Source organism: Streptomyces sp. NPDC041205, assembly GCF_055591765.1.
In genome coordinates this window covers 14,796-34,368 of the sequence record NZ_JBVIZH010000013.1, presented here as the reverse complement: position 1 = coordinate 34,368, position 19,573 = coordinate 14,796, and the positions used below count along the sequence as shown (strand labels likewise).

At 69.7% G+C, this 19,573-nt stretch carries 16 protein-coding genes; 12 read left to right on the top strand and 4 right to left on the bottom strand.

What is annotated here, in order from left to right:
* From ACZ6BG_RS35860 to ACZ6BG_RS35815, 10 genes are all read left to right on the top strand, one after another.
* The gene (locus ACZ6BG_RS35860; RefSeq protein WP_468456147.1) at positions 1-771 is read left to right on the top strand and encodes a DUF3710 domain-containing protein; all 771 of its coding nucleotides are present in this window, start codon (positions 1-3) and stop codon (positions 769-771) included.
* 350 nt (positions 772-1,121) lie between these two features.
* Positions 1,122-1,211 carry a K(+)-transporting ATPase subunit F gene (gene kdpF, locus ACZ6BG_RS35855; protein ID WP_033264828.1) on the top strand — a complete coding sequence of 30 codons (90 nt, stop codon included), beginning with the start codon at positions 1,122-1,124 and terminating at the stop codon, positions 1,209-1,211.
* Positions 1,212-1,219: 8 nt separating this feature from the next.
* The gene (gene kdpA, locus ACZ6BG_RS35850) at positions 1,220-2,884 is read left to right on the top strand and encodes a potassium-transporting ATPase subunit KdpA (protein WP_469009599.1); all 1,665 of its coding nucleotides are present in this window, start codon (positions 1,220-1,222) and stop codon (positions 2,882-2,884) included.
* A complete protein-coding gene (gene kdpB, locus ACZ6BG_RS35845) occupies positions 2,881-5,034 on the top strand; it encodes a potassium-transporting ATPase subunit KdpB (protein ID WP_469009596.1) in 2,154 nt (717 codons plus the stop codon). Before kdpA ends, kdpB begins: the two co-directional genes overlap by 4 nt.
* A 5-nt stretch (positions 5,035-5,039) precedes the next feature.
* On the top strand, positions 5,040-5,762 hold the full coding sequence (locus ACZ6BG_RS35840) for a potassium-transporting ATPase subunit C (RefSeq protein WP_469009589.1): 723 nt from the start codon (positions 5,040-5,042) through the stop codon (positions 5,760-5,762).
* A 204-nt stretch (positions 5,763-5,966) separates the two neighbouring features.
* The gene (locus tag ACZ6BG_RS35835; RefSeq protein ID WP_469009585.1) at positions 5,967-7,193 is read left to right on the top strand and encodes an alginate lyase family protein; all 1,227 of its coding nucleotides are present in this window, start codon (positions 5,967-5,969) and stop codon (positions 7,191-7,193) included.
* Between the two features lie 256 nt (positions 7,194-7,449).
* Positions 7,450-9,996: an ATP-binding protein gene (locus ACZ6BG_RS35830; RefSeq protein WP_469009581.1), complete on the top strand. Its 2,547-nt coding sequence runs from the start codon at positions 7,450-7,452 to the stop codon at positions 9,994-9,996.
* A gap of 74 nt (positions 9,997-10,070) precedes the next feature.
* Positions 10,071-10,754 (top strand): response regulator, encoded by a 684-nt coding sequence (locus ACZ6BG_RS35825; RefSeq protein ID WP_087886167.1) that lies wholly within the window; start codon positions 10,071-10,073, stop codon positions 10,752-10,754.
* Positions 10,755-10,917: 163 nt separating this feature from the next.
* Positions 10,918-11,328 (top strand): OB-fold nucleic acid binding domain-containing protein, encoded by a 411-nt coding sequence (locus ACZ6BG_RS35820; protein ID WP_190119441.1) that lies wholly within the window; start codon positions 10,918-10,920, stop codon positions 11,326-11,328.
* Positions 11,329-11,331: 3 nt separating this feature from the next.
* A complete protein-coding gene (locus ACZ6BG_RS35815) occupies positions 11,332-12,102 on the top strand; it encodes a DUF3159 domain-containing protein (RefSeq protein ID WP_468456135.1) in 771 nt (256 codons plus the stop codon).
* A 462-nt stretch (positions 12,103-12,564) separates the two neighbouring features.
* Here the strand turns inward: ACZ6BG_RS35815 and ACZ6BG_RS35810 are convergent, their stop codons facing one another.
* The 4 genes from ACZ6BG_RS35810 to ACZ6BG_RS35795 all read right to left on the bottom strand — a co-directional run bounded on the left by ACZ6BG_RS35810 (position 12,565) and on the right by ACZ6BG_RS35795 (position 14,650).
* On the bottom strand, positions 12,565-13,233 hold the full coding sequence (locus tag ACZ6BG_RS35810; RefSeq protein WP_030357312.1) for a potassium channel family protein: 669 nt from the start codon (positions 13,231-13,233) through the stop codon (positions 12,565-12,567).
* Entirely contained in the window at positions 13,233-13,901 is a 669-nt protein-coding gene (locus tag ACZ6BG_RS35805; RefSeq protein WP_030357311.1) for a potassium channel family protein, read from the bottom strand. The genes ACZ6BG_RS35810 and ACZ6BG_RS35805 overlap by 1 nt, the downstream gene beginning before the upstream one ends.
* Before the next feature lie 156 nt (positions 13,902-14,057).
* On the bottom strand, positions 14,058-14,297 hold the full coding sequence (locus ACZ6BG_RS35800) for a hypothetical protein (protein ID WP_469009576.1): 240 nt from the start codon (positions 14,295-14,297) through the stop codon (positions 14,058-14,060).
* Positions 14,294-14,650, bottom strand: a complete 357-nt coding sequence (locus ACZ6BG_RS35795; RefSeq protein WP_033263899.1) for an ArsR/SmtB family transcription factor — start codon at positions 14,648-14,650, stop codon at positions 14,294-14,296. The genes ACZ6BG_RS35800 and ACZ6BG_RS35795 overlap by 4 nt, the downstream gene beginning before the upstream one ends.
* Positions 14,651-14,899: 249 nt before the next feature.
* Here ACZ6BG_RS35795 and ACZ6BG_RS35790 point away from each other — a divergent pair, with 249 nt between their 5' ends.
* Together ACZ6BG_RS35790 and ACZ6BG_RS35785 are read left to right on the top strand one after the other, a co-directional pair.
* Positions 14,900-17,158 carry an MMPL family transporter gene (locus tag ACZ6BG_RS35790; RefSeq protein WP_469009575.1) on the top strand — a complete coding sequence of 753 codons (2,259 nt, stop codon included), beginning with the start codon at positions 14,900-14,902 and terminating at the stop codon, positions 17,156-17,158.
* 176 nt (positions 17,159-17,334) lie between these two features.
* Complete coding sequence (locus ACZ6BG_RS35785; protein WP_469009573.1) at positions 17,335-19,383, top strand: APC family permease; 2,049 nt, start codon at positions 17,335-17,337, stop codon at positions 19,381-19,383.
* Positions 19,384-19,573: the final 190 nt, after the last annotated feature.

Genomic DNA, 19,573 nt, shown 5'->3' with positions numbered 1-19,573 from the left:
GTGTTCGGACGTCGCAAGAAGAGCGGTGCCGCCGAGGACGCGGCGAGCGAGGCCGAGCAGGTCGTCGACGGCATCGACAACGAGGCCGAGGACTCCGAGGGCGCTGGGTCGCAGCGGGTGAGGCTGGAGCCGGAGCCGCGCCCCGACGGTCCCTGGGACATCTCCGAGGTCCGTGAGCCCGGCGAGGGCCGGGTCGACCTGGGCGGTCTTTTCGTGCCGGGGGTCGAGGGCATGGAGCTGCGCGTGGAGGTCGCCGGTGACGCGATCGTCGCGGCCACCGTCGTGCTCCAGGACAGCGCCGTGCAGCTGCAGGGCTTCGCCGCCCCCAAGCGCGAGGGCATCTGGGGCGAGGTCCGCGAGGAGATCGCCTCGGGCATCACGCAGCAGGGCGGTGTCATCGACGAGGTCGAGGGTCCGCTCGGCTGGGAGCTGCGCGCGCAGGTGCCGGTGCAGCTGCCGGACGGCACGGGCGGCTTCCAGGTGGTCAGGTTCGTCGGTGTGGACGGGCCGCGCTGGTTCCTGCGGGGTGTGATCTCCGGGCAGGGGGCCGTGCAGCCGCAGGCCGCCGGGCTCCTGGAGCAGATCTTCCGGGACACCGTCGTGGTGCGCGGGGAGGGTCCGATGGCCCCGCGCGACCCGATCGTCCTGAAGCTGCCGGACGACGCGCAGATGGTGCCCGAGGGCGTCCAGCAGGAGGACCAGGAGACCTCCCGGTTCTCCGGTGGCATGGGCCAGCTCGCGCGCGGGCCGGAAATCACCGAAGTACGTTGACGATCCAGCCGCCGACGCGTCCGAACGGGTGACCCCGGGACACCGGTCCCGCGGTCCTGGCTGATCGGAAAAGTTGCGAGCCGATGGGCCGCACTCCCTTATTGGGAAGTGCGGCCCATCGGCGTTTTCCCAGGTTGAAACGGAACGCGTAAGAGAGTCGTCAATGCGGCGCCAATGCCCGTAAGGGAGGTGTCAACGACGATCGAAACCCGCCAGCGAAGCGGTTTCCTCAACACGTCAGTAATTCCGAATCTCATCTAGGAGCACACGATGGCCGACGTGGCCTTCGTCGTCACCACGATCGCGGTCTTTGCGCTGGTGGCACTCGTTGCCAAGGGGGTGGCGAAGCTGTGACCGCCGAAAACATCGTCGGCCTCGTCGTGGCCGTCGCCCTGCTGGGCTATCTCGTCCTCGCCCTTGTGTTCCCGGAGAGGTTCTGAGTCAAGAAATGAGTCCCGTCCTCGCTGGTGTGCTCCAGCTGCTCGCGCTCGTCGCCGCACTGGCCCTCGCATACCGCCCCCTCGGCGACTACATGGCCGGCGTCTACTCCTCCGACAAGCACCTGCGCGTCGAGAAGTGGATCTACAAGGGCATCGGTGCCAACCCCAACACCGAAATGCGCTGGCCCGCCTATCTGCGCGGCGTGCTGGCCTTCTCCGCGATCAGTGTGCTGTTCCTGTACCTGCTGCAGCGGCTCCAGGGCTCGCTGCCGGGCTCGCTCGGCTTCCAGGCCATCGACCCGGACCAGGCGTTCAACACGGCGACCTCGTTCGTGGCGAACACCAACTGGCAGTCGTACTACGGCGAGCAGGCCATGGGCCATGTCGTGCAGACCGGCGGCCTCGCGGTGCAGAACTTCGTCTCGGCCGCCGTCGGCATCGCCGTCGCCGTCGCCCTGGTGCGCGGCTTCGCGCGCTCGCGCACCGGTGAGCTCGGCAACTTCTGGACCGACCTGGTCCGTGGTGTCGTCCGCATCCTCATCCCGATCTCCGTCATCGGCGCGATCGTCCTGGTCGCCTGCGGCGCGATCCAGAACTTCTCCGGGATCCACGGCGTCGGCCAGTTCATGGGCGGCGAGCAGCAGTGGAACGGCGGCGCGGTCGCCTCGCAGGAGGTCATCAAGGAGCTGGGCACCAACGGTGGCGGTTACTTCAACGCCAACTCCGCCCACCCCTTCGAGAACCCGAACCCGATCTCGAACCTCTTCGAGATCTTCCTGATCCTGGTCATCCCGTTCGCCCTGACCCGGACCTTCGGCAAGATGGTCGGCTCGGTCAAGCAGGGCTACGCGATCCTCGCCACGATGGCGACGATCTGGCTCGGCTTCGTCGCCCTGATGATGTGGACCGAGTTCCACCACGGCGGCCCGGCGTTCGACCTCGCGGGCGGCGCCATGGAGGGCAAGGAGACCCGCTTCGGGATCGGCGGCTCGGCGATCTTCTCGGTCTCCACGACGCTCACCTCGACGGGTGCGGTGAACTCCTTCCACTCCTCCAACACCGGCTTCGGTGGCGGCATCAACCTGCTCGGCATGCAGCTCGGCGAGATCGCGCCCGGCGGTGTCGGCTCCGGCCTCTACGGCATGCTGATCATGGCGATCATCGCGGTCTTCATCGCGGGTCTCATGGTCGGCCGTACGCCCGAGTACCTGGGCAAGAAGATCGGCACCCGCGAGATCAAGCTCGCGGCCTGCTACATCCTCGTCACGCCCGCGCTCGTCCTCGGCTTCACCGGCGCCTCGATGGCGATGGACACGCCGAAGGACTCGATGACCAACAGCGGCGCGCACGGCTTCTCCGAGATCCTGTACGCCTTCACCTCCGGCGCCAACAACAACGGCTCGGCCTTCGCCGGTCTGAACGCGGACACGCAGTGGTTCAACACCACGATCGGTCTCGCGATGCTGCTCGGCCGGTTCCTGCCGATGGTGTTCGTCCTCGCGCTCGCCGGTTCGCTGGCCGAGCAGAAGCCGATCCCGGCCACGGCGGGCACCCTCCGTACCGAGAAGCCCCTGTTCACGGGCCTGCTGGTCGGCACCATCATGATCATTACCGGTCTGACGTACTTCCCGGCGCTCGCGCTCGGGCCCCTCGCGGAGGGGCTCGCGTCATGACCACCGACACCAGGAAGCAAGAGGAGCCCAGCTCCATGTCCTCTACGTCCACCGCTACTCCGACGCGTGCGCCGCACCAGGACATGCCCACCGGACACAAGCCGGACGACGGCAAGGTCGGCGGCGGCCTGTTCGACCCCAAGCAGCTGCTGAAGTCGTTCCCGGACGCCATCAGGAAGCTCGACCCGCGGGTGATGATCAAGTCCCCCGTGATGTTCGTGGTCCTGATCGGCTCGGTGCTCACCACCGTGCTCGCCGTGAAGGACCCGGGCGACTGGTTCGGCTGGGCGATCACCGCGTGGCTGTGGCTGACCACGATCTTCGCGAACCTCGCGGAGGCCGTGGCCGAGGGCCGCGGCAAGGCCCAGGCCGACACGCTGCGCAAGGCCAAGACGGACACCGTCGCGCGCCGGCTCTCCAGCGACGGCAAGACCGAGGAGCAGGTGCCCGGCACCGAGCTCAAGATCGGTGACCTGGTCGTCTGCGAGGCGGGCGACGTGATCCCCGGCGACGGCGACGTCGTCGAGGGCGTGGCGAGCGTCGACGAGTCGGCGATCACCGGTGAGTCGGCTCCGGTCATCCGTGAGTCCGGCGGCGACCGCTCGGCCGTCACCGGCGGTACGAAGGTCCTCTCCGACCGCGTCGTCATCAAGATCACGACGAAGCCCGGCGAGACCTTCATCGACCGGATGATCAACCTGGTCGAGGGCGCGGCCCGGCAGAAGACGCCCAACGAGATCGCGCTGAACATCCTGCTCGCCTCGCTGACCATCGTCTTCCTGCTCGCGGTCGTCACGCTGCAGCCGTTCGCGGTGTACGCGGGCGCCGAGCAGTCCATGATCGTCCTGGCCGCCCTCCTTGTCTGCCTGATCCCGACGACCATCGGTGCGCTGCTCTCCGCGATCGGCATCGCGGGCATGGACCGCCTGGTCCAGCGCAACGTCCTCGCGATGTCCGGCCGTGCGGTGGAAGCCGCCGGTGACGTCTCCACGCTGCTGCTCGACAAGACCGGCACCATCACGCTCGGCAACCGCCAGGCCTCCGAGTTCGTGCCGGTGCGCGGGACGACCGAGGCCGAGGTGGCGGACGCCGCCCAGCTGTCCTCGCTCGCCGACGAGACGCCCGAGGGCCGCTCCATCGTCGTGCTCGCCAAGGAGAAGTACGGCCTGCGCGAGCGCCACCAGGGCGAACTGGTGGACGCCGAGTGGGTCGCCTTCACCGCCCAGACCCGGATGTCGGGTGTGGACGTGGACGGCCGCAAGGTCCGCAAGGGCGCGACCGGCTCGGTCGTCGCCTGGGTCGAGGAGCGCGGCGGCACCGTCACGCCCGAGGCCCAGGAGCTCACCGACAAGATCTCCCAGGCGGGCGGCACGCCGCTGCTCGTCGCCCTGGAGGACACCGAGGGCGCCCGCGTCCTGGGCGTCATCCACCTGAAGGACGTGGTCAAGGAGGGCATGCGGGAGCGGTTCGACGAGCTGCGCCGCATGGGCATCAAGACCGTCATGATCACGGGTGACAACCCGCTGACGGCCAAGGCGATCGCCGACGAGGCGGGTGTGGACGACTTCCTCGCGGAGGCCACTCCCGAGGACAAGATGGCGCTCATCAAGCGCGAGCAGGCCGGTGGCAAGCTGGTCGCGATGACGGGTGACGGCACGAATGACGCGCCCGCGCTCGCGCAGGCCGACGTCGGCGTGGCCATGAACACCGGTACCTCGGCCGCCAAGGAGGCCGGGAACATGGTGGACCTGGACTCCAACCCGACCAAGCTCATCGAGATCGTGGAGATCGGCAAGCAGTTGCTGATCACCCGCGGCGCCCTGACCACCTTCTCGATCGCCAACGACGTCGCGAAGTACTTCGCGATCATCCCGGCGATGTTCGCGGTGGTCTACCCGGGCCTGGACAAGCTCAACGTCATGGACCTGTCCAGCCCCAAGTCCGCGATCCTGTCGGCCGTCATCTTCAACGCGCTGATCATCGTGGCCCTCGTACCGCTGGCTCTCAAGGGTGTGCAGTACCGGCCGATGAGCGCGGACCGGATGCTGCGGCGCAACCTCGGCATCTACGGGCTCGGTGGTCTGGTGGCGCCGTTCATCGGCATCAAGATCATCGACCTGATCATCTCCCTCATCCCCGGAATCGGTTGATCGCCATGAACAAGTCCGTAGGAAACACCGCGCGGTTGCTCGGCGCCGGACTGAGGGCCCTGCTCGTGCTCACGGTGATCTGTGGCGTGATCTACCCGCTCGCCGTGACCGGCGTCGCCCAGGCCCTGTTCAACAACAAGGCCAACGGCTCCGAGATCAAGGACGGCGGCAAGGTCGTCGGCTCCGAGCTGATCGGACAGCGCTACGACCTGCCGCTGAAGAAGGGCCAGGAGACCCCGGAGCCGGACCTGAAGTGGTTCCAGCCCCGGCCGTCCAACGGGCTCGGCGCGAACAGTGTGAACACGCAGTACAAGCTGATCCTGTCCGGCGCCACCAACCTGGCCGGCGACTCCGGGTCCATGAAGACGAAGGACGGCAAGGAGGTCTGCGACCCCAAGGCCGAGGAGGGGCTGTGCGCCCAGGTCCTCGCCGCCCGGGACGCCGTCATCAAGGACAACCAGACGGCCGACTACAAGGTCAAGCCCTCGGACATCCCGGCGGAGGCCGTGACGTCCTCGGGCTCGGGCCTGGACCCGCACATCTCCCCGAAGTACGCCGACCTCCAGGCCCACCGCGTCGCGGACAAGAACGGTCTGGACGTCAAGCAGGTGGAGAAGCTGGTCGACGACCACACCGACGGGCGGATCCTCGGCTTCATGGGCGAGCCGCGCGTCAACGTCCTCAAGCTCAACATCGCGTTGAAGCACCTGGTGGCGGAGAAGGGCTGACCTTCCCGAGCGCCTTTGGCCCCCCGTGGTCCGGTTCGCCGGACCACGGGGGGCCTTCTTCGTACCTTGCTCCCGCCTTCTTTCTGCCTGCTTCCCGCCTTCTTCAAGCCTTGACGGAAGTCAGGTCCGTACCTATGGTCACCGTTCAACACGCGTGTTCAGAAAGGCACTTGAAGTTCACATACACGAACGGATGGCCTCCTCATGGCGCCCACCCCCACACCCGTACGCCACCGCCGCAGAGCACGCCCGGCCCTCCTCGCGACCGCCGCCACCGCCGTGGCCGCCCTCGCCGCCACCCTGCTCGCCTGGCCCGGCGCCGACCGCGCCGACGCGGCCCCCGCCGCCTTCGCGCACCCCGGAGTGACCGTCTCCAAGAGCCAGTTGGACTTCACCCGCGAGAAGGTGAACGCGGGCGCCCAGCCCTGGAAGGGCGCCTACGACCAGATGATGGGGAGCAGGTACGCCTCCCTCTCGCGCACCCCCAAGCCCCGCGCGATCGTCGAGTGCGGCTCGTACTCCAACCCCAACTACGGCTGCACCGACGAGCGCGAGGACGCGCTGGCCGCGTACACCACCGCCCTCGCCTGGTACGTCACCCGTGACGAGCGGTACGCGAAGAAGTCGATCGAGCTGATGGACGCCTGGTCGGGCACCATCAAGGACCACATCAACAGCAACGCCCCGCTCCAGACCGGCTGGGCGGGCTCCTCCTGGCCCAGGGCCGCGGAGATCATCAAGCACACGTACACGGGCACCTGGGCGAACTCCGGGCGCTTCGCGACCATGCTGCGCAACGTCTACCTTCCGAAGATCATCAACGGCTCCCACTCCAACGGCAACTGGGAGCTGTCGATGATGGAGGCCGCGATCGGCATCTCCGTCTTCCTGGAGGACAAGGCGTCGTACGACAAGGCCATGGCGAAGTTCCGCACGCGCACCGCCGCCTACGTCTATCTGCCCTCCGACGGCGCGCTGCCCAAGACCGTGCCGAGCCAGAACCTCGACACCCGCGAGAAGATCGTCAAGTACTGGCAGGGGCAGGGCACCTTCGTCGCCGGGCTCACCCAGGAGACCTGCCGCGACTTCACGCACACCGGCTACGGCATCTCCGCCATCGCGCACGTCGCCGAGACCAGCCGGATCCAGGGCCAGGACCTGTACGGCACGGACGTCGGCGAGCGCCTCCAGCACGCGCTCGGCTTCCAGGCCAAGTACGAGTTGGGCGAGGCGCCGCCCGGATGGCTGTGCGGCGGCTCCGTGCACCGCGGCCTCGGGCCGGTCACGGAGGTCGGCTACAACGCCCTGCACCATCGTCTCGGCTTGCCCATGGCCAACACTCAGCGGCTGACCGAGCGGAACCGCCCGGCCGGGTCCAACAATCTCTTCGTGGCCTGGGAGACGCTGACACACGGGGACAATCCGCGCTGACCTGTACGCATCGGTCCCTACGAGGCCGTACGTGACCGTACGCCGCCGTACTGGTCCGGATCGGGGCCGCTCCGCTCGCCGGGGCGGCCCCGAGCGCTGTCCGAAAATGGCGGCTTTCGCCCCGCCCCGGACGCACTGGAGGGCATCAGGGTTGCGTCAAGGAGCCTCAGGAAGGTCGACCTCGTCCGGTTTGCCGTAATTATTGGCCGTAAGGTCGACGCTGCGTACACAGCAGTTTCAGGAAGACAATGAGGCCATGGCACGCGGCAAGCTACGGATCTACCTCGGTGCGGCACCAGGCGTCGGCAAGACGTACGCCATGCTCGCCGAGGCGCACCGTCGTATCGAACGCGGCACCGACTGTGTCGTGGCCTTCGTGGAGCACCACAACCGTCCCCGCACGGAAGTGATGCTGCACGGCCTGGAGCAGGTCGCCCGCAAGGAGCTGGAGTACCGCGGCTCGCGGTTCACGGAGATGGACGTCGACGCCGTGCTGCGTCGCGCCCCCGCCGTCGCGCTCGTGGACGAGCTGCCGCACACCAACGTGCCCGGCTCGCGCAACGCCAAGCGGTGGCAGGACGTCGAGGAACTGCTCGAAGCGGGCATAGACGTCATATCCACCGTCAACATCCAGCACCTGGAGTCCCTGGGCGACGTGGTCGAGTCGATCACCGGTGTCCGCCAGCGCGAGACGGTGCCGGACGAGGTGGTGCGCCGCGCCGACCAGATCGAGCTGGTCGACATGTCGCCCCAGGCGCTGCGCCGCCGGATGGCGCACGGCAACATCTACAAGGCCGACAAGGTCGACGCGGCCCTGTCCAACTACTTCCGCCCCGGGAACCTCACGGCCCTGCGCGAGCTGGCGCTGCTGTGGGTGGCGGACCGGGTCGACGAATACCTCCAGCAGTACCGGGGCGAGCACAACATCCGCTCCACCTGGCAGGCCCGCGAACGCATCGTCGTCGGCCTCACCGGCGGACCCGAGGGCCGCACCCTCATCCGCCGCGCCGCCCGGATGGCCGCCAAGGGCTCGGGCAGCGAGATCCTCGCCGTCTACATCGCCCGCAGCGACGGCCTCACCGCGGCCTCGCCGAAGGAGCTGGCCGTCCAGCGGACCCTCGTGGAGGATCTGGGCGGAACGTTCCATCACGTCATCGGCGACGACATCCCGGCGGCTCTCCTCGCGTTCGCGCGCGGCGTCAACGCCACCCAGATCGTCCTCGGCTCCTCGCGCCGCAAGGCCTGGCAGTACATCTTCGGACCCGGCGTCGGCGCCACCGTCGCCCGCGAGTCCGGGCCCGACCTGGACGTCCACATCGTCACGCACGGTGAGGTGGCGAAGGGGCGCGGGCTGCCCGTGGCACGCGGTGCCCGGCTCGGCCGCTCCCGGATCATCTGGGGCTGGCTGGTCGGCATCGTCGGGCCCGCGCTCCTGACGCTGCTGCTCACCAACGTCGACACGGACCTCGGTCTCGCCAACGACATGCTGCTGTTCCTGACGCTGACCGTGGCGGCGGCCATGCTCGGCGGCATGCTTCCGGCCCTCGCGTCCGCGGCGGTCGGCTCGCTGCTGCTCAATTACTTCTTCACCCCGCCGCTGCATCTGTGGACGATCTCCGACTCACGGAACATCGTCGCGATCTGCGTGTTCGTGGCCGTGGCCGTGTCCGTGGCCTCCGTCGTGGACCTCGCCGCGCGTCGCACCCACCAAGCGGCCCGGCTGCGCGCCGAGTCGGAGATCCTCTCCCACCTCGCGGGCAGCGTGCTGCGTGGCGAGAACAGCCTGGACTCCCTCCTGGAGACCGTCCGCGAGACCTTCGCCATGGAGTCCGTGGCCCTGCTGGAGCGCGAGAGCGACGTGACGCCGTGGACCTGCGCGGGCAGTGTCGGCGCCCGCGCCCACGTCGGCCGCCCCGAGGACGCCGACGTGGACGTGCCCGTCGGCGACCACATGGCGCTCGCCCTGAGCGGCCGCGTCCTGCCCGCCGAGGACCGCCGGGTCCTCGCCGCGTTCGCCGCGCAGGCCGCCGTGGTCCTGGACCGCCAGCGCCTGCAGACCGAGGCCGACCAGGCCCGCACCCTCGCCGAGGGCAACCGCATCCGCACCGCCCTGCTCGCCGCCGTCAGCCACGACCTGCGCACCCCGCTCGCCGGGATCAAGGCCGCCGTGTCGTCGCTGCGCTCGGAGGACGTGGAGTGGTCCGAGGAGGACCAGGCCGAGCTGCTCGCGGGCATCGAGGCGGGCGCCGACCGCCTCGACCACCTGGTGGGCAACCTCCTGGACATGTCCCGCCTGCAGACCGGCACGGTCGCCCCGCTGATCCGCGAGATCGACCTCGACGAGGTGGTCCCGATGGCTCTCGGCGGCGTCCCCGACGGCAGCGTCGACCTCGACATCCCCGAGGACCTGCCGATGGTCGCCGTCGACAAGGGCCTCCTGGAGCGCGCGGTCGCCAACATCGTGGAGAACGCCGTCAAGTACGCGCCCGAGGAGGAACCCGTGTTCGTCTCGGCCAGCGCCCTCGGCGACCGCGTGGAACTGCGGGTCGTCGACCGGGGGCCCGGGGTCCCCGATGACGCCAAGGACCGCATCTTCGAGCCGTTCCAGCGCTACGGTGACGCTCCACGCGGAAGCGGCGTAGGCCTCGGTCTCGCGGTTGCCCGTGGCTTCGTGGAATCAATGGGGGGAACCCTCAATGCGGAGGACACTCCTGGTGGCGGCCTCACGATGGTGCTCACGCTGAAGGCGGCGGCCGGACGACCGCCCGTCGTACCGGACCTCTCCGCCCAGATGACCTCGTGACCGCCACCGAACGCCCCGTACGTGGCGCCGAAAGCCGCGTCAGCGGCGCTGACAAGCCCGAAAGGCAGGTAGGAATGACCCGGGTGCTCGTGGTCGACGACGAGCCGCAGATCGTACGCGCCCTCGTGATCAATCTGAAGGCACGCAAGTACGAGGTGGACGCGGCCCCGGACGGCGCCACCGCCCTCCAGCTCGCCGCCGCCCGCCACCCCGACGTGATCGTGCTCGACCTCGGTCTGCCCGACATGGACGGCGTGGAGGTGATCAAGGGGCTGCGCGGCTGGACCCGCGTGCCCATCCTGGTCCTCTCGGCCCGGCACAGCTCGGACGAGAAGGTCGAGGCCCTCGACGCCGGCGCCGACGACTACGTGACCAAGCCCTTCGGCATGGACGAGCTCCTCGCCCGGCTGCGCGCCGCCGTCCGCCGCGCGGAGCCCACCGGTGCCGGTGAGGACGACGTGATGGTCGACACCGAGGACTTCACCGTCGACCTGGCCGCGAAGAAGGTCAACCGCAACGGCCGCGACGTACGCCTGACCCCCACGGAGTGGCACCTCCTCGAGGTCCTGGTGCGCAACGCGGGCCGTCTCGTCAGCCAGAAGCAGCTCCTGCAGGAAGTGTGGGGCCCCTCGTACGGCACGGAGACGAACTACCTCCGCGTCTACATGGCCCAACTGCGCCGCAAGCTGGAGGCGGACCCGGCGCACCCCCGGCACTTCATCACGGAGCCCGGGATGGGATACCGGTTCGAGCGGTAGCGCGGTCGCGTGACGGCGGGGGAGCGGTGACCGCGGGGGATCGGCGGCCGGATCGGTGGTCGGGATTCGCCGGGCGGAGGCTTGAGGCCCGTCCTGGGCGGGCATCAGCACAGGTGAGCGCACCCATTGCGGGGCCGCCGGTGACCACCGGTACGCTTCGGGTATGAGTGCTGTTCCTGGTTCTGCCCCTGGATCCGGCAAGCCGGCAGGCCGCTTCCGGCGCATGCTCGACCGGCTGTCGTCCTCCCAGGAGGACCTGGAGTCGCAGGAGCTGCGCGAGGACGCAGAGACGGCCGGCTGTACGCGCATCGGCGACTGCCACGACCGCCAGATAGTCACCGTTACTGGTACGTTGCGCACGGTCACCCTGCGGCCCCGCGCCGGCGTCCCCGCCCTGGAGGCGGAGCTGTTCGACGGCTCCGCCGCGCTCGACGTGGTGTGGCTCGGCCGGCGCTCCATCGTGGGGATCGAGCCGGGGCGCCGCCTGATCGCGTCGGGGCGGATCTCCATAGACCGCGGCCGCAGAGTGCTCTTCAACCCCAAGTACGAACTCAGACCGCTCGGACGGGAGTAACCGGTGACGTCAGTCGACAAGCCGACCGACCAGGCCGTGGGCGACCGCCCGCAGGACGCGGAGGCCGCGCGCGCGGCCCAGGACGCCGAGACCAGGGCGCTCACCCAGGCCGCGTTGTTCGACGCCTTCGGCGGCATCCGCGGCACGGTCGAGACGATGGTGCCGGGCCTGCTGTTCGTGCTGATCTACACGATCAACAAGGACCTGCACCTGTCGGCCATCGCGGCCCTCGCCGTGGCGCTGATCCTCGTCGTGGTCCGCCTCGTCCGGCGCGACACCGTCAAGCATGCCTTCAGCGGCGTCTTCGGCGTCGCCTTCGGCGTGGCCTTCGCCATGTTCACGGGCAACGCCAAGGACTTCTACCTGCCCGGCATGATCTACGGCACCGGACTCGGCGCGGCCTTCTTCCTCTCCGCGCTCGTCGGCTATCCGCTGCTCGGGCTGCTGCTCGGCCCGGTCTTCCGCGAGAACCTCTCCTGGCGCACCCGCAATCCGGGCCGCAAGAAGGCCTACACGAAGGCGTCCCTCGCCTGGGGCCTGATCTTCCTCGCCAAGTACGCCATCCTCTTCCCGCTGTACTGGTGGGCGGACACCGAGCAGCTCGGCTGGGTCCTGATCGCCCTCAAGCTGCCGCCGATGGTCCTCGCCGTCTACTTCACCTGGGTGTTCCTGGCGAAGGCGCCGCCGCCGATCGATGTGTTCGCGGAGATGGAGGCCGAGGAGAAGGCCGAGGCGGAGCGGAAGGCGGCGGCCGCTCAGCAGCGCCAGGGCTAGCGCCGGCGGGCCTTCGCGGGGCGCCCCGGTCCCACCCCTGCACCGTTCCCAGGGGCCCCACCCCTTCACCGTTCCCAGGGCTCCGCCCCTGGGCCCCGGGGGCGGGTGTCCCGTTGCCGTGGGACGGTCCGCCGCCGATCGGCGCTCCGCGCCTCGTCCTCAATCGCCGGACGGGCTGAGAGCTACTTCGCCGAGGCGGGTTGAAGGGCACCGGGCAGGCGGTGCGGACCACTCCATCCGAAGCAATGGTGGGGGCGGGAGGGTGGGAGAAAGCCCGTCCGGCCTTTGAGGACGAGCGCGGAGCGCGACCGGGGGCGGCCCGTTCAGGGCTGAGGGTGCCGGGCTGTCGATCAGGCCGGAGGAAGCTCGGGCGGGTGGGCGGGGGGAGAGCCCGTCCGGCGGTCACGCAGGTGGGGGCGCCCGGAACGTTCCGGGCGCCCCCACCTGCGTAGAGCCCAGGGGCTAGACGTCGCGACGGACCGACAGCAGGTCCTCCAACTGCTCCTCCCGCGCCTGCGCGGCGACAAAGAGCAGCTCGTCACCCGCTTCGAGCGAGTCGTCCGGCGTCGGCGCGAGCACGCGCGTACCCCGGATGATGGTGACCAGCGAGGTGTCCTCGGGCCACTGGACGTCACCGACGCGGGTGCCCGCGAGGGCGGACTCCGGCGGCAGCGTCAGCTCGACGAGGTTCGCGTCGCCGTGGCTGAAGCGAAGGAGGCGCACCAGGTCACCGACGCTGACGGCCTCCTCGACGAGCGCGGACATCAGCCGCGGCGTGGACACCGCGACGTCGACGCCCCAGGACTCGTTGAAGAGCCACTCGTTCTTGGGGTTGTTGACGCGCGCGACGACCCGCGGGACGCCGTACTCGGTCTTGGCGAGCAGCGAGACGACGAGGTTGACCTTGTCGTCGCCGGTCGCCGCGATCACGACGTTGCAGCGCTGCAACGCCGCCTCGTCCAGGGAGGTGATCTCGCAGGCGTCGGCGAGCAGCCACTCGGCCTGCGGGACGCGCTCGACGGAGATGGCCGTCGGCGCCTTGTCGACGAGTAGGACCTCGTGCCCGTTCTCCAGGAGCTCACCGGCGATGGAACGGCCCACCGCGCCGGCTCCGGCAATGGCGACCCTCATCAGTGACCGCCTTCCTCGGGGCCTTCGGCGAACGCCGCCTCGACCTTCTCGACCTCGTCGGTGCGCATCATCACGTGCACCAGGTCGCCTTCCTGCAGCACCGTCTGCGACGTCGGCAGGACCGCCTCGCCGAGCCGGGTGAGGAACGCGACACGGACGCCGGTCTCCTCCTGCAGCTGGCTGATCTTGTGGCCGATCCAGGCGGCCGACGCGTGCACCTCGGCGAGCTGCACACCGCCGGTGGGGTCGCGCCACAGCGGCTCCGCGCCGGACGGAAGGAGGCGACGCAGCATCTGGTCGGCGGTCCAGCGGACCGTGGCGACCGTGGGGATGCCAAGACGCTGGTAGACCTCGGCGCGGCGCGGGTCGTAGATACGGGCCGCGACGTTCTCGATGCCGAACATCTCGCGGGCCACCCGGGCGGCGATGATGTTGGAGTTGTCGCCGCTGGAGACGGCGGCGAAGGCACCGGCGTCCTCGATGCCGGCCTCGCGCAGGGTGTCCTGGTCGAAGCCGACGCCGGTCACACGGCGGCCGCCGAAGCCGGAGCCCAGACGGCGGAATGCGGTGGGGTCCTGGTCGACGACGGCGACCGTGTGCCCCTGCTGTTCCAGGGTCTGCGCGAGAGCGGAACCGACTCTCCCGCAGCCCATGATGACGATGTGCACGTCGTTACCCCGCGCTCCTCATGGCCCTCGTGACCTGCGTAAATGCCCTACTCATGACTCTCGCCCTCGCATGTTCCCCGTGTTTGCTCGAGTCCACGTTAACGGCTTCCTCACCCGGGTCGGATCCCGCGGGACGGTCCAGGACCGGGCGGGGGCTCACTCGACGGCGCGCAGCATGCTCTCCATGGACTGCACCCGGACGTTCAGCTCGGTGAGCTGGGTCCGCATGGCTTCCTGCTGGGCCGTGACCGAGTCCAGCGCCTTGCGGTAGCCCTCCATCGCCTGCGCGTACTCGAGGTCGCGCTCACGGCTGCGCTGCGTCTGGAATTTGGCCACCGTCACGATTGCGCCGGCAAGGATCAGGAAGAAAGCGATCGGGATGATCGCGTCGCTCATTGGGGCGTCCCCTTTGGTGAGTGCTTTCCGGCTTCGCCCGTCCCGTCCGGTGGAGCGTCCGCCCCGTCGAGGCGGGCAGCCGCGAGAATCGTATCGACGTTCAACTGCACGTCAAAGGGCGCGAGTTCGAAGTACTTCAGGGCCTTGCCGTCGTCGGAGAGCTCCAGCCTGCCGATCACCAGACCGGCCTTCTCCAGGCGCTCCAGGTGCATGTAGAGCAAGGGCCGCGAGACGCCGAGGCGGCGGGCGAGTTCGCTCACGTACAGCGGCCCCGTGGCCAGCTCCGTGATGATCCGGATGCGCTGGGCGTGGCCCACGGCCGCCAGAAAGGCCAGCAGCTCCTCGCTGTTCATGGCCTGCATGGCCCGCCTTCGCGCCGTCCCGATACCCGTCGGCCAAGGCTTACGCATGGCTTGAACCACTGTCAAACCCTCCGTCGATCGGACTCTTCCATTCCTGCGTGCCTGCTCACGGACGCCGTGTGCCTGCTCACGCACCCAGCCGCGTTCGATCCTGACAGTTGACGTCTCGGACCTTCACCTGTCAGTCTCAACTTACACATGAAGGACGGGAGGGTCGCTATGGCAGCGAGGGGGCCGGACATGAGGCGCGGCGCGAGGCAGCCGATGACGGTGCGGGTGGCGCGGTGGAGCGCGCTGCATCCGGGGCGGGCGATCGTCGGCTGGTTCGTGTTCGTGGTGCTGTGCCTGGGGGCGGGCATCACGGCCGGGATGAATCAGGCGACGTCGGCGGACTTCCGCGTCGGTGAGGCCGGGCGCGCCGAGGCCATGGCGGCGCGGGGCGACCTCCAGATCAAGCCGCTCGAGCAGATCCTCATCAGCGCCGAGCCGGGACGGCGCCTGGACCCCCGCGCCGTCGACGCGGCCGTCCAGGACGTCACCCGGCGCATGCGGGCCCTGCCCGAGGTCGACGAGGTCGCCCCGCCGGTCCGCTCGCAGGACGGCCGGGTCGTCCGGGTGCCCGTCACCCTGAAGGGGCCGGAGCAGGAGGGCAAGAAGAACGTCGTCCCGCTCCAGGCCGCGACCGAGAAGGTGAAGAAGGCCCACCCGGACGTCGTGGTGGAGGAGACCGGTGCCGCGTCCGTGAGCAAGGGCGTCAACGACCAGCGCGGCAAGGACCTGGCGTTCTCCGAGATGATCACGCTGCCGGTCACGCTGATCACACTGGCCCTGGTGTTCGGCTCGGTCCTGATGGTCGGCGTACCGCTGCTGCTCGCCATCACCTCGATCATGGCGACCATGGGCCTGGCGATGCTCGCCTCGCACCTGCTGCCCGACACCGGCGTCGGGATGAACATGATCCTGCTCATCGGCATGGCCGTCGGCGTCGACTACACGCTCTTCTACCTCAAGCGCGAACGCGAGGAGCGGGCCCGCGCGGGCGGCAGGCTCTCCTCGGAGGCGCTGGTCGAGGCCGCCGCCGCGACCGCCGGCCGCGCCATCGTGATCTCCGGGCTCGCCGTGATCGTCTCCACCGCCGCGCTCTATCTGGCCGGGGACGTCATCTTCGACTCACTGGCCACCGGCACCATCCTGGTCGTCGCCGTCGCCGTGGTCAGTTCCGTGACCGTGCTGCCCGCGATGCTCGTCAAGCTCGGGAAGCGCGCGGAGCGCCGCGCGGACAGGCGCCGGGCGGCGGGCAAGACCGTGCGGTCCGAGGCCGAGAAGAAGCCGGGCCGGGTCTGGGACGCCCTGCTCGCCCCCGCCCGCAAGCGCCCCGCGCTCACCCTGTGCCTGTCCGTCCTGGTCCTGCTCGGCCTCGCGGCCCCCGCCGCGACCATGAAGCTGAAGGACCCGGCCCGGGACAGCTTCTCCCGCGAGATCCCCGCCATGCAGGGCTACGACCGGATGCTCGCCGCCTTCCCCGACCTGCGCATCCGCTACCAGGTCGTGGTCGCCGCCGAGCCCGGCCGGGCCGGTCAGGTCAAGGACGCCCTGCGCGCCCTCGACCGCAGGGCCGCCGCCGATCCGCTCCTCGCCCGCCACGACCGTCCCGCCATCAGGACCTCCGCCGACCGCCGCGTCAGCACCCTGGACCTGGGCGCCCGGCACGCCACGTACTCCGACAAGGCCGTCCAGGCCCTCGACCGCATCCGCGACGACTACCTGCCCGCGACCGTCGGCAAGCTCGACGGCGTCGAGACCGCCGTCAGCGGTGACGTGCCGCGCGGCGTGGACTACGTGGACCACCAGAGCCAGAAGCTGCCGCTGGTCCTCGGACTGCTGCTCCTGATGACGTTCGCGATGACGGTGTACGCGTTCCGGTCCGTCGTCCTCGGACTGCTCGGCGTCGGCCTGAACCTGCTGTCGGCCGCGTCCGCGCTCGGGCTGCTCGTGCTCGTCTTCCAGGGGGAGTGGGCCGAGGACCTGCTGTCCTTCGTCTCCCTGCACGGCATCTCCTCGCGCGTGCCGCTGTTCCTCTTCGTGATCCTCTTCGGGCTCTCGATGGACTACCAGGTGTTCGTGGTCAGCCGGATCCGCGAGGCCGCCCTGAACGGCGTGCCCACCCGGCAGGCCGTCATCGACGGGATCGCGGCGTCCGCCAAGGTCGTCACCAGCGCGGCCATCGTCATGGTCACCGTCTTCGCCAGCTTCGTGATGCTGCACATCCTGGAGATGAAGCAGATGGGCTTCGTCCTCGCGGTGGCCGTCCTGCTCGACGCGTTCGTGATCCGCGTCATGATCCTGCCGGCGGCGCTGCTGCTGCTCGGCCGGGCGACATGGTGGCCGTCGAAGGCGGTGCGGCGGGCCGAGGAGCGCCTGACCCGTGGGTACGCGGCCCCGGCAGGCGAGAGCGCCCAGCAGCCGATGGCGGAGGCGGGAACGGCCCGCGAGCGGTGAGCGGAGGCGCGGCGTGCGGCCGTGAACGCTGAGTGGGCGGACCGGGCGGTGCAAGCACGCCGACCGGTCCGCCCGCTCGCCTTTTGAACATCTCTTTAACCTTCTGACCAGAAGCTCTTGACAGGACCGGGGTACTGGGTGGGCGGCGCACTGACGCAGCGCTTACGATCCTCTGCGTGTCCAAACTGACCGACGTGCCCAAACGGATCCTCATCGGGCGCGCACTGCGCAGCGACCGGCTCGGAGAAACGCTCCTGCCGAAGCGCATCGCCCTTCCCGTGTTCGCGTCCGACCCGCTGTCCTCCGTCGCGTACGCGCCCGGCGAGGTGCTGCTCGTCCTGTCCGTCGCGGGCGTGTCGGCCTACCACTTCAGCCCCTGGATCGCCGTCGCGGTCGTCGTGCTGATGTTCACGGTCGTCGCCTCGTACCGCCAGAACGTGCACGCGTACCCGAGCGGCGGCGGTGACTACGAGGTCGCCAACACCAACCTCGGGCCCAAGGCCGGACTGACCGTCGCGAGCGCGCTGCTCGTCGACTACGTCCTGACGGTGGCCGTTTCGATCTCCTCGGGCATCGAGAACCTGGGCTCGGCGATCCCGTTCGTCGTGGAGCACAAGGTGCTCTGCGCAGTCGGCGTCATCGTGCTCCTGACCCTGATGAACCTGCGCGGCGTGAAGGAGTCCGGCAAGCTCTTCGCGATCCCGACGTACGTCTTCGTGGCGGGCGTCTTCATCATGATCGCGTGGGGCGCCTACCGCGGCCTGATCCTCGACGACACCATGAAGGCCCCGACCGCCGACTTCGAGATCAAGGCCGAGCACGAGGGCCTCGCGGGCTTCGCCATGGTCTTCCTGCTCCTGCGGGCCTTCTCCTCCGGCTGTGCCGCGCTCACCGGCGTCGAGGCGATCAGCAACGGCGTGCCCGCGTTCCGCAAGCCCAAGTCCAAGAACGCCGCGTCGACCCTCGCCCTGATGGGCGCGCTCGCCGTCACCATGTTCTGCGGCATCATCGGCCTCGCCATGGCGACCAACGTCCACATGGCCGAGAAGCCCGCCAAGGACCTCCTCGACAACGGCGTCCCGCTCGGCGGGGACTACGTCCAGAACCCGGTGATCTCCCAGGTCGCCGAGGCGGTCTTCGGCGACGGCAGCTTCCTCTTCATCGTCCTGGCCGCGGCCACCGCGCTGGTCCTCTTCCTCGCCGCGAACACCGCGTACAACGGCTTCCCGCTGCTCGGCTCGATCCTCGCGCAGGACCGCTACCTGCCGCGCCAACTGCACACCCGCGGCGACCGCCTCGCCTTCTCCAACGGCATCGTGCTCCTCGCGGGCGCCGCGGCCATGCTCGTCTGGATCTACGGCGCGGACTCGACCCGCCTGATCCAGCTCTACATCGTCGGCGTCTTCGTCTCCTTCACGCTCAGCCAGATCGGCATGGTCCGGCACTGGAACCGCCACCTGGCCACCGAGCGCGACCCGGGCAAGCGCCGCCACATGATCCGCTCCCGGGCGATCAACACCTTCGGCGCCTTCTTCACCGGCCTGGTCCTGATCGTCGTACTCGTCACGAAGTTCACGCACGGCGCGTGGGTGGCGCTGCTCGGCATGGTCATCTTCTACGCCACGATGACCGCGATCCGCCGCCACTACGACCGGGTCGCCCACGAGATCGCGGCCGCCGAGGGCCCCTCCGACGACAGCGTCCGCCCCTCCCGCGTGCACTCCATCGTCCTCGTCTCCAAGATCCACAAGCCGACGCTGCGGGCCCTCGCGTTCGCCAAGCTGATGCGCACGGACACCCTGGAGGCCTTGAGCGTCAACGTCGACCCGGCCGAGACCAAGGCCCTGCGCGAGGAGTGGGAGCGGCGCAGCATCAGCGTGCCCCTGAAGGTCCTCGACTCGCCCTACCGCGAGGTCACGCGCCCGGTCATCGAGTACGTGAAGTCGCTGCGCCGGGAGAGCCCGCGCGACGCCGTCAGCGTGATCATCCCCGAGTACGTCGTGGGCCACTGGTACGAGCACCTGCTCCACAACCAGAGCGCGCTCCGCCTCAAGGGCCGCCTCCTGTTCACGCCCGGCGTGATGGTCACCTCCGTCCCCTACCAGCTGGAGTCCTCCGAGGCCGCGAAGCGGCGTGCGCGCAGGCGCCAGGAGTGGAACGCGCCGGGCTCGGTGCGCCGGGGGCCGGTGGAGAAGCGGGCGAAGGAGACGAGCAAGAAGGGGTGAGGGGGCGCGGGGCGCTCCTTGGGGGGCCGGCTGGTCCCTGGCGGGGCCCCTGGCCCGGCGGGGCCCGTCCCCGGTGGGGCCCGCGTCCCTGCCGGGTGGGCCCTCCTTGGCGGGCGACCCGGTCCTCGACAGGGCTCGCTCCTCGACGGGGCTCGGCCTCGCCCGGCGGGCCCTCCCTGGCGGGCGGCCG

Coding starts and splice junctions, on each gene's coding strand:
- kdpA (WP_469009599.1), top strand. CDS start 1,220: ATGAGTCCCGTCCTCGCTGGTGTGCTCCAGCTGCTCGCGCTCGTCGCC.
- ACZ6BG_RS35830 (WP_469009581.1), top strand. CDS start 7,450: ATGGCACGCGGCAAGCTACGGATCTACCTCGGTGCGGCACCAGGCGTC.
- ACZ6BG_RS35810 (WP_030357312.1), bottom strand. CDS start 13,233: ATGAGGGTCGCCATTGCCGGAGCCGGCGCGGTGGGCCGTTCCATCGCC.
- ACZ6BG_RS35820 (WP_190119441.1), top strand. CDS start 10,918: ATGAGTGCTGTTCCTGGTTCTGCCCCTGGATCCGGCAAGCCGGCAGGC.
- ACZ6BG_RS35825 (WP_087886167.1), top strand. CDS start 10,071: ATGACCCGGGTGCTCGTGGTCGACGACGAGCCGCAGATCGTACGCGCC.
- ACZ6BG_RS35800 (WP_469009576.1), bottom strand. CDS start 14,297: ATGAGCGACGCGATCATCCCGATCGCTTTCTTCCTGATCCTTGCCGGC.
- ACZ6BG_RS35795 (WP_033263899.1), bottom strand. CDS start 14,650: ATGAACAGCGAGGAGCTGCTGGCCTTTCTGGCGGCCGTGGGCCACGCC.
- ACZ6BG_RS35840 (WP_469009589.1), top strand. CDS start 5,040: ATGAACAAGTCCGTAGGAAACACCGCGCGGTTGCTCGGCGCCGGACTG.
- ACZ6BG_RS35790 (WP_469009575.1), top strand. CDS start 14,900: ATGAGGCGCGGCGCGAGGCAGCCGATGACGGTGCGGGTGGCGCGGTGG.
- kdpB (WP_469009596.1), top strand. CDS start 2,881: ATGACCACCGACACCAGGAAGCAAGAGGAGCCCAGCTCCATGTCCTCT.
- ACZ6BG_RS35835 (WP_469009585.1), top strand. CDS start 5,967: ATGGCGCCCACCCCCACACCCGTACGCCACCGCCGCAGAGCACGCCCG.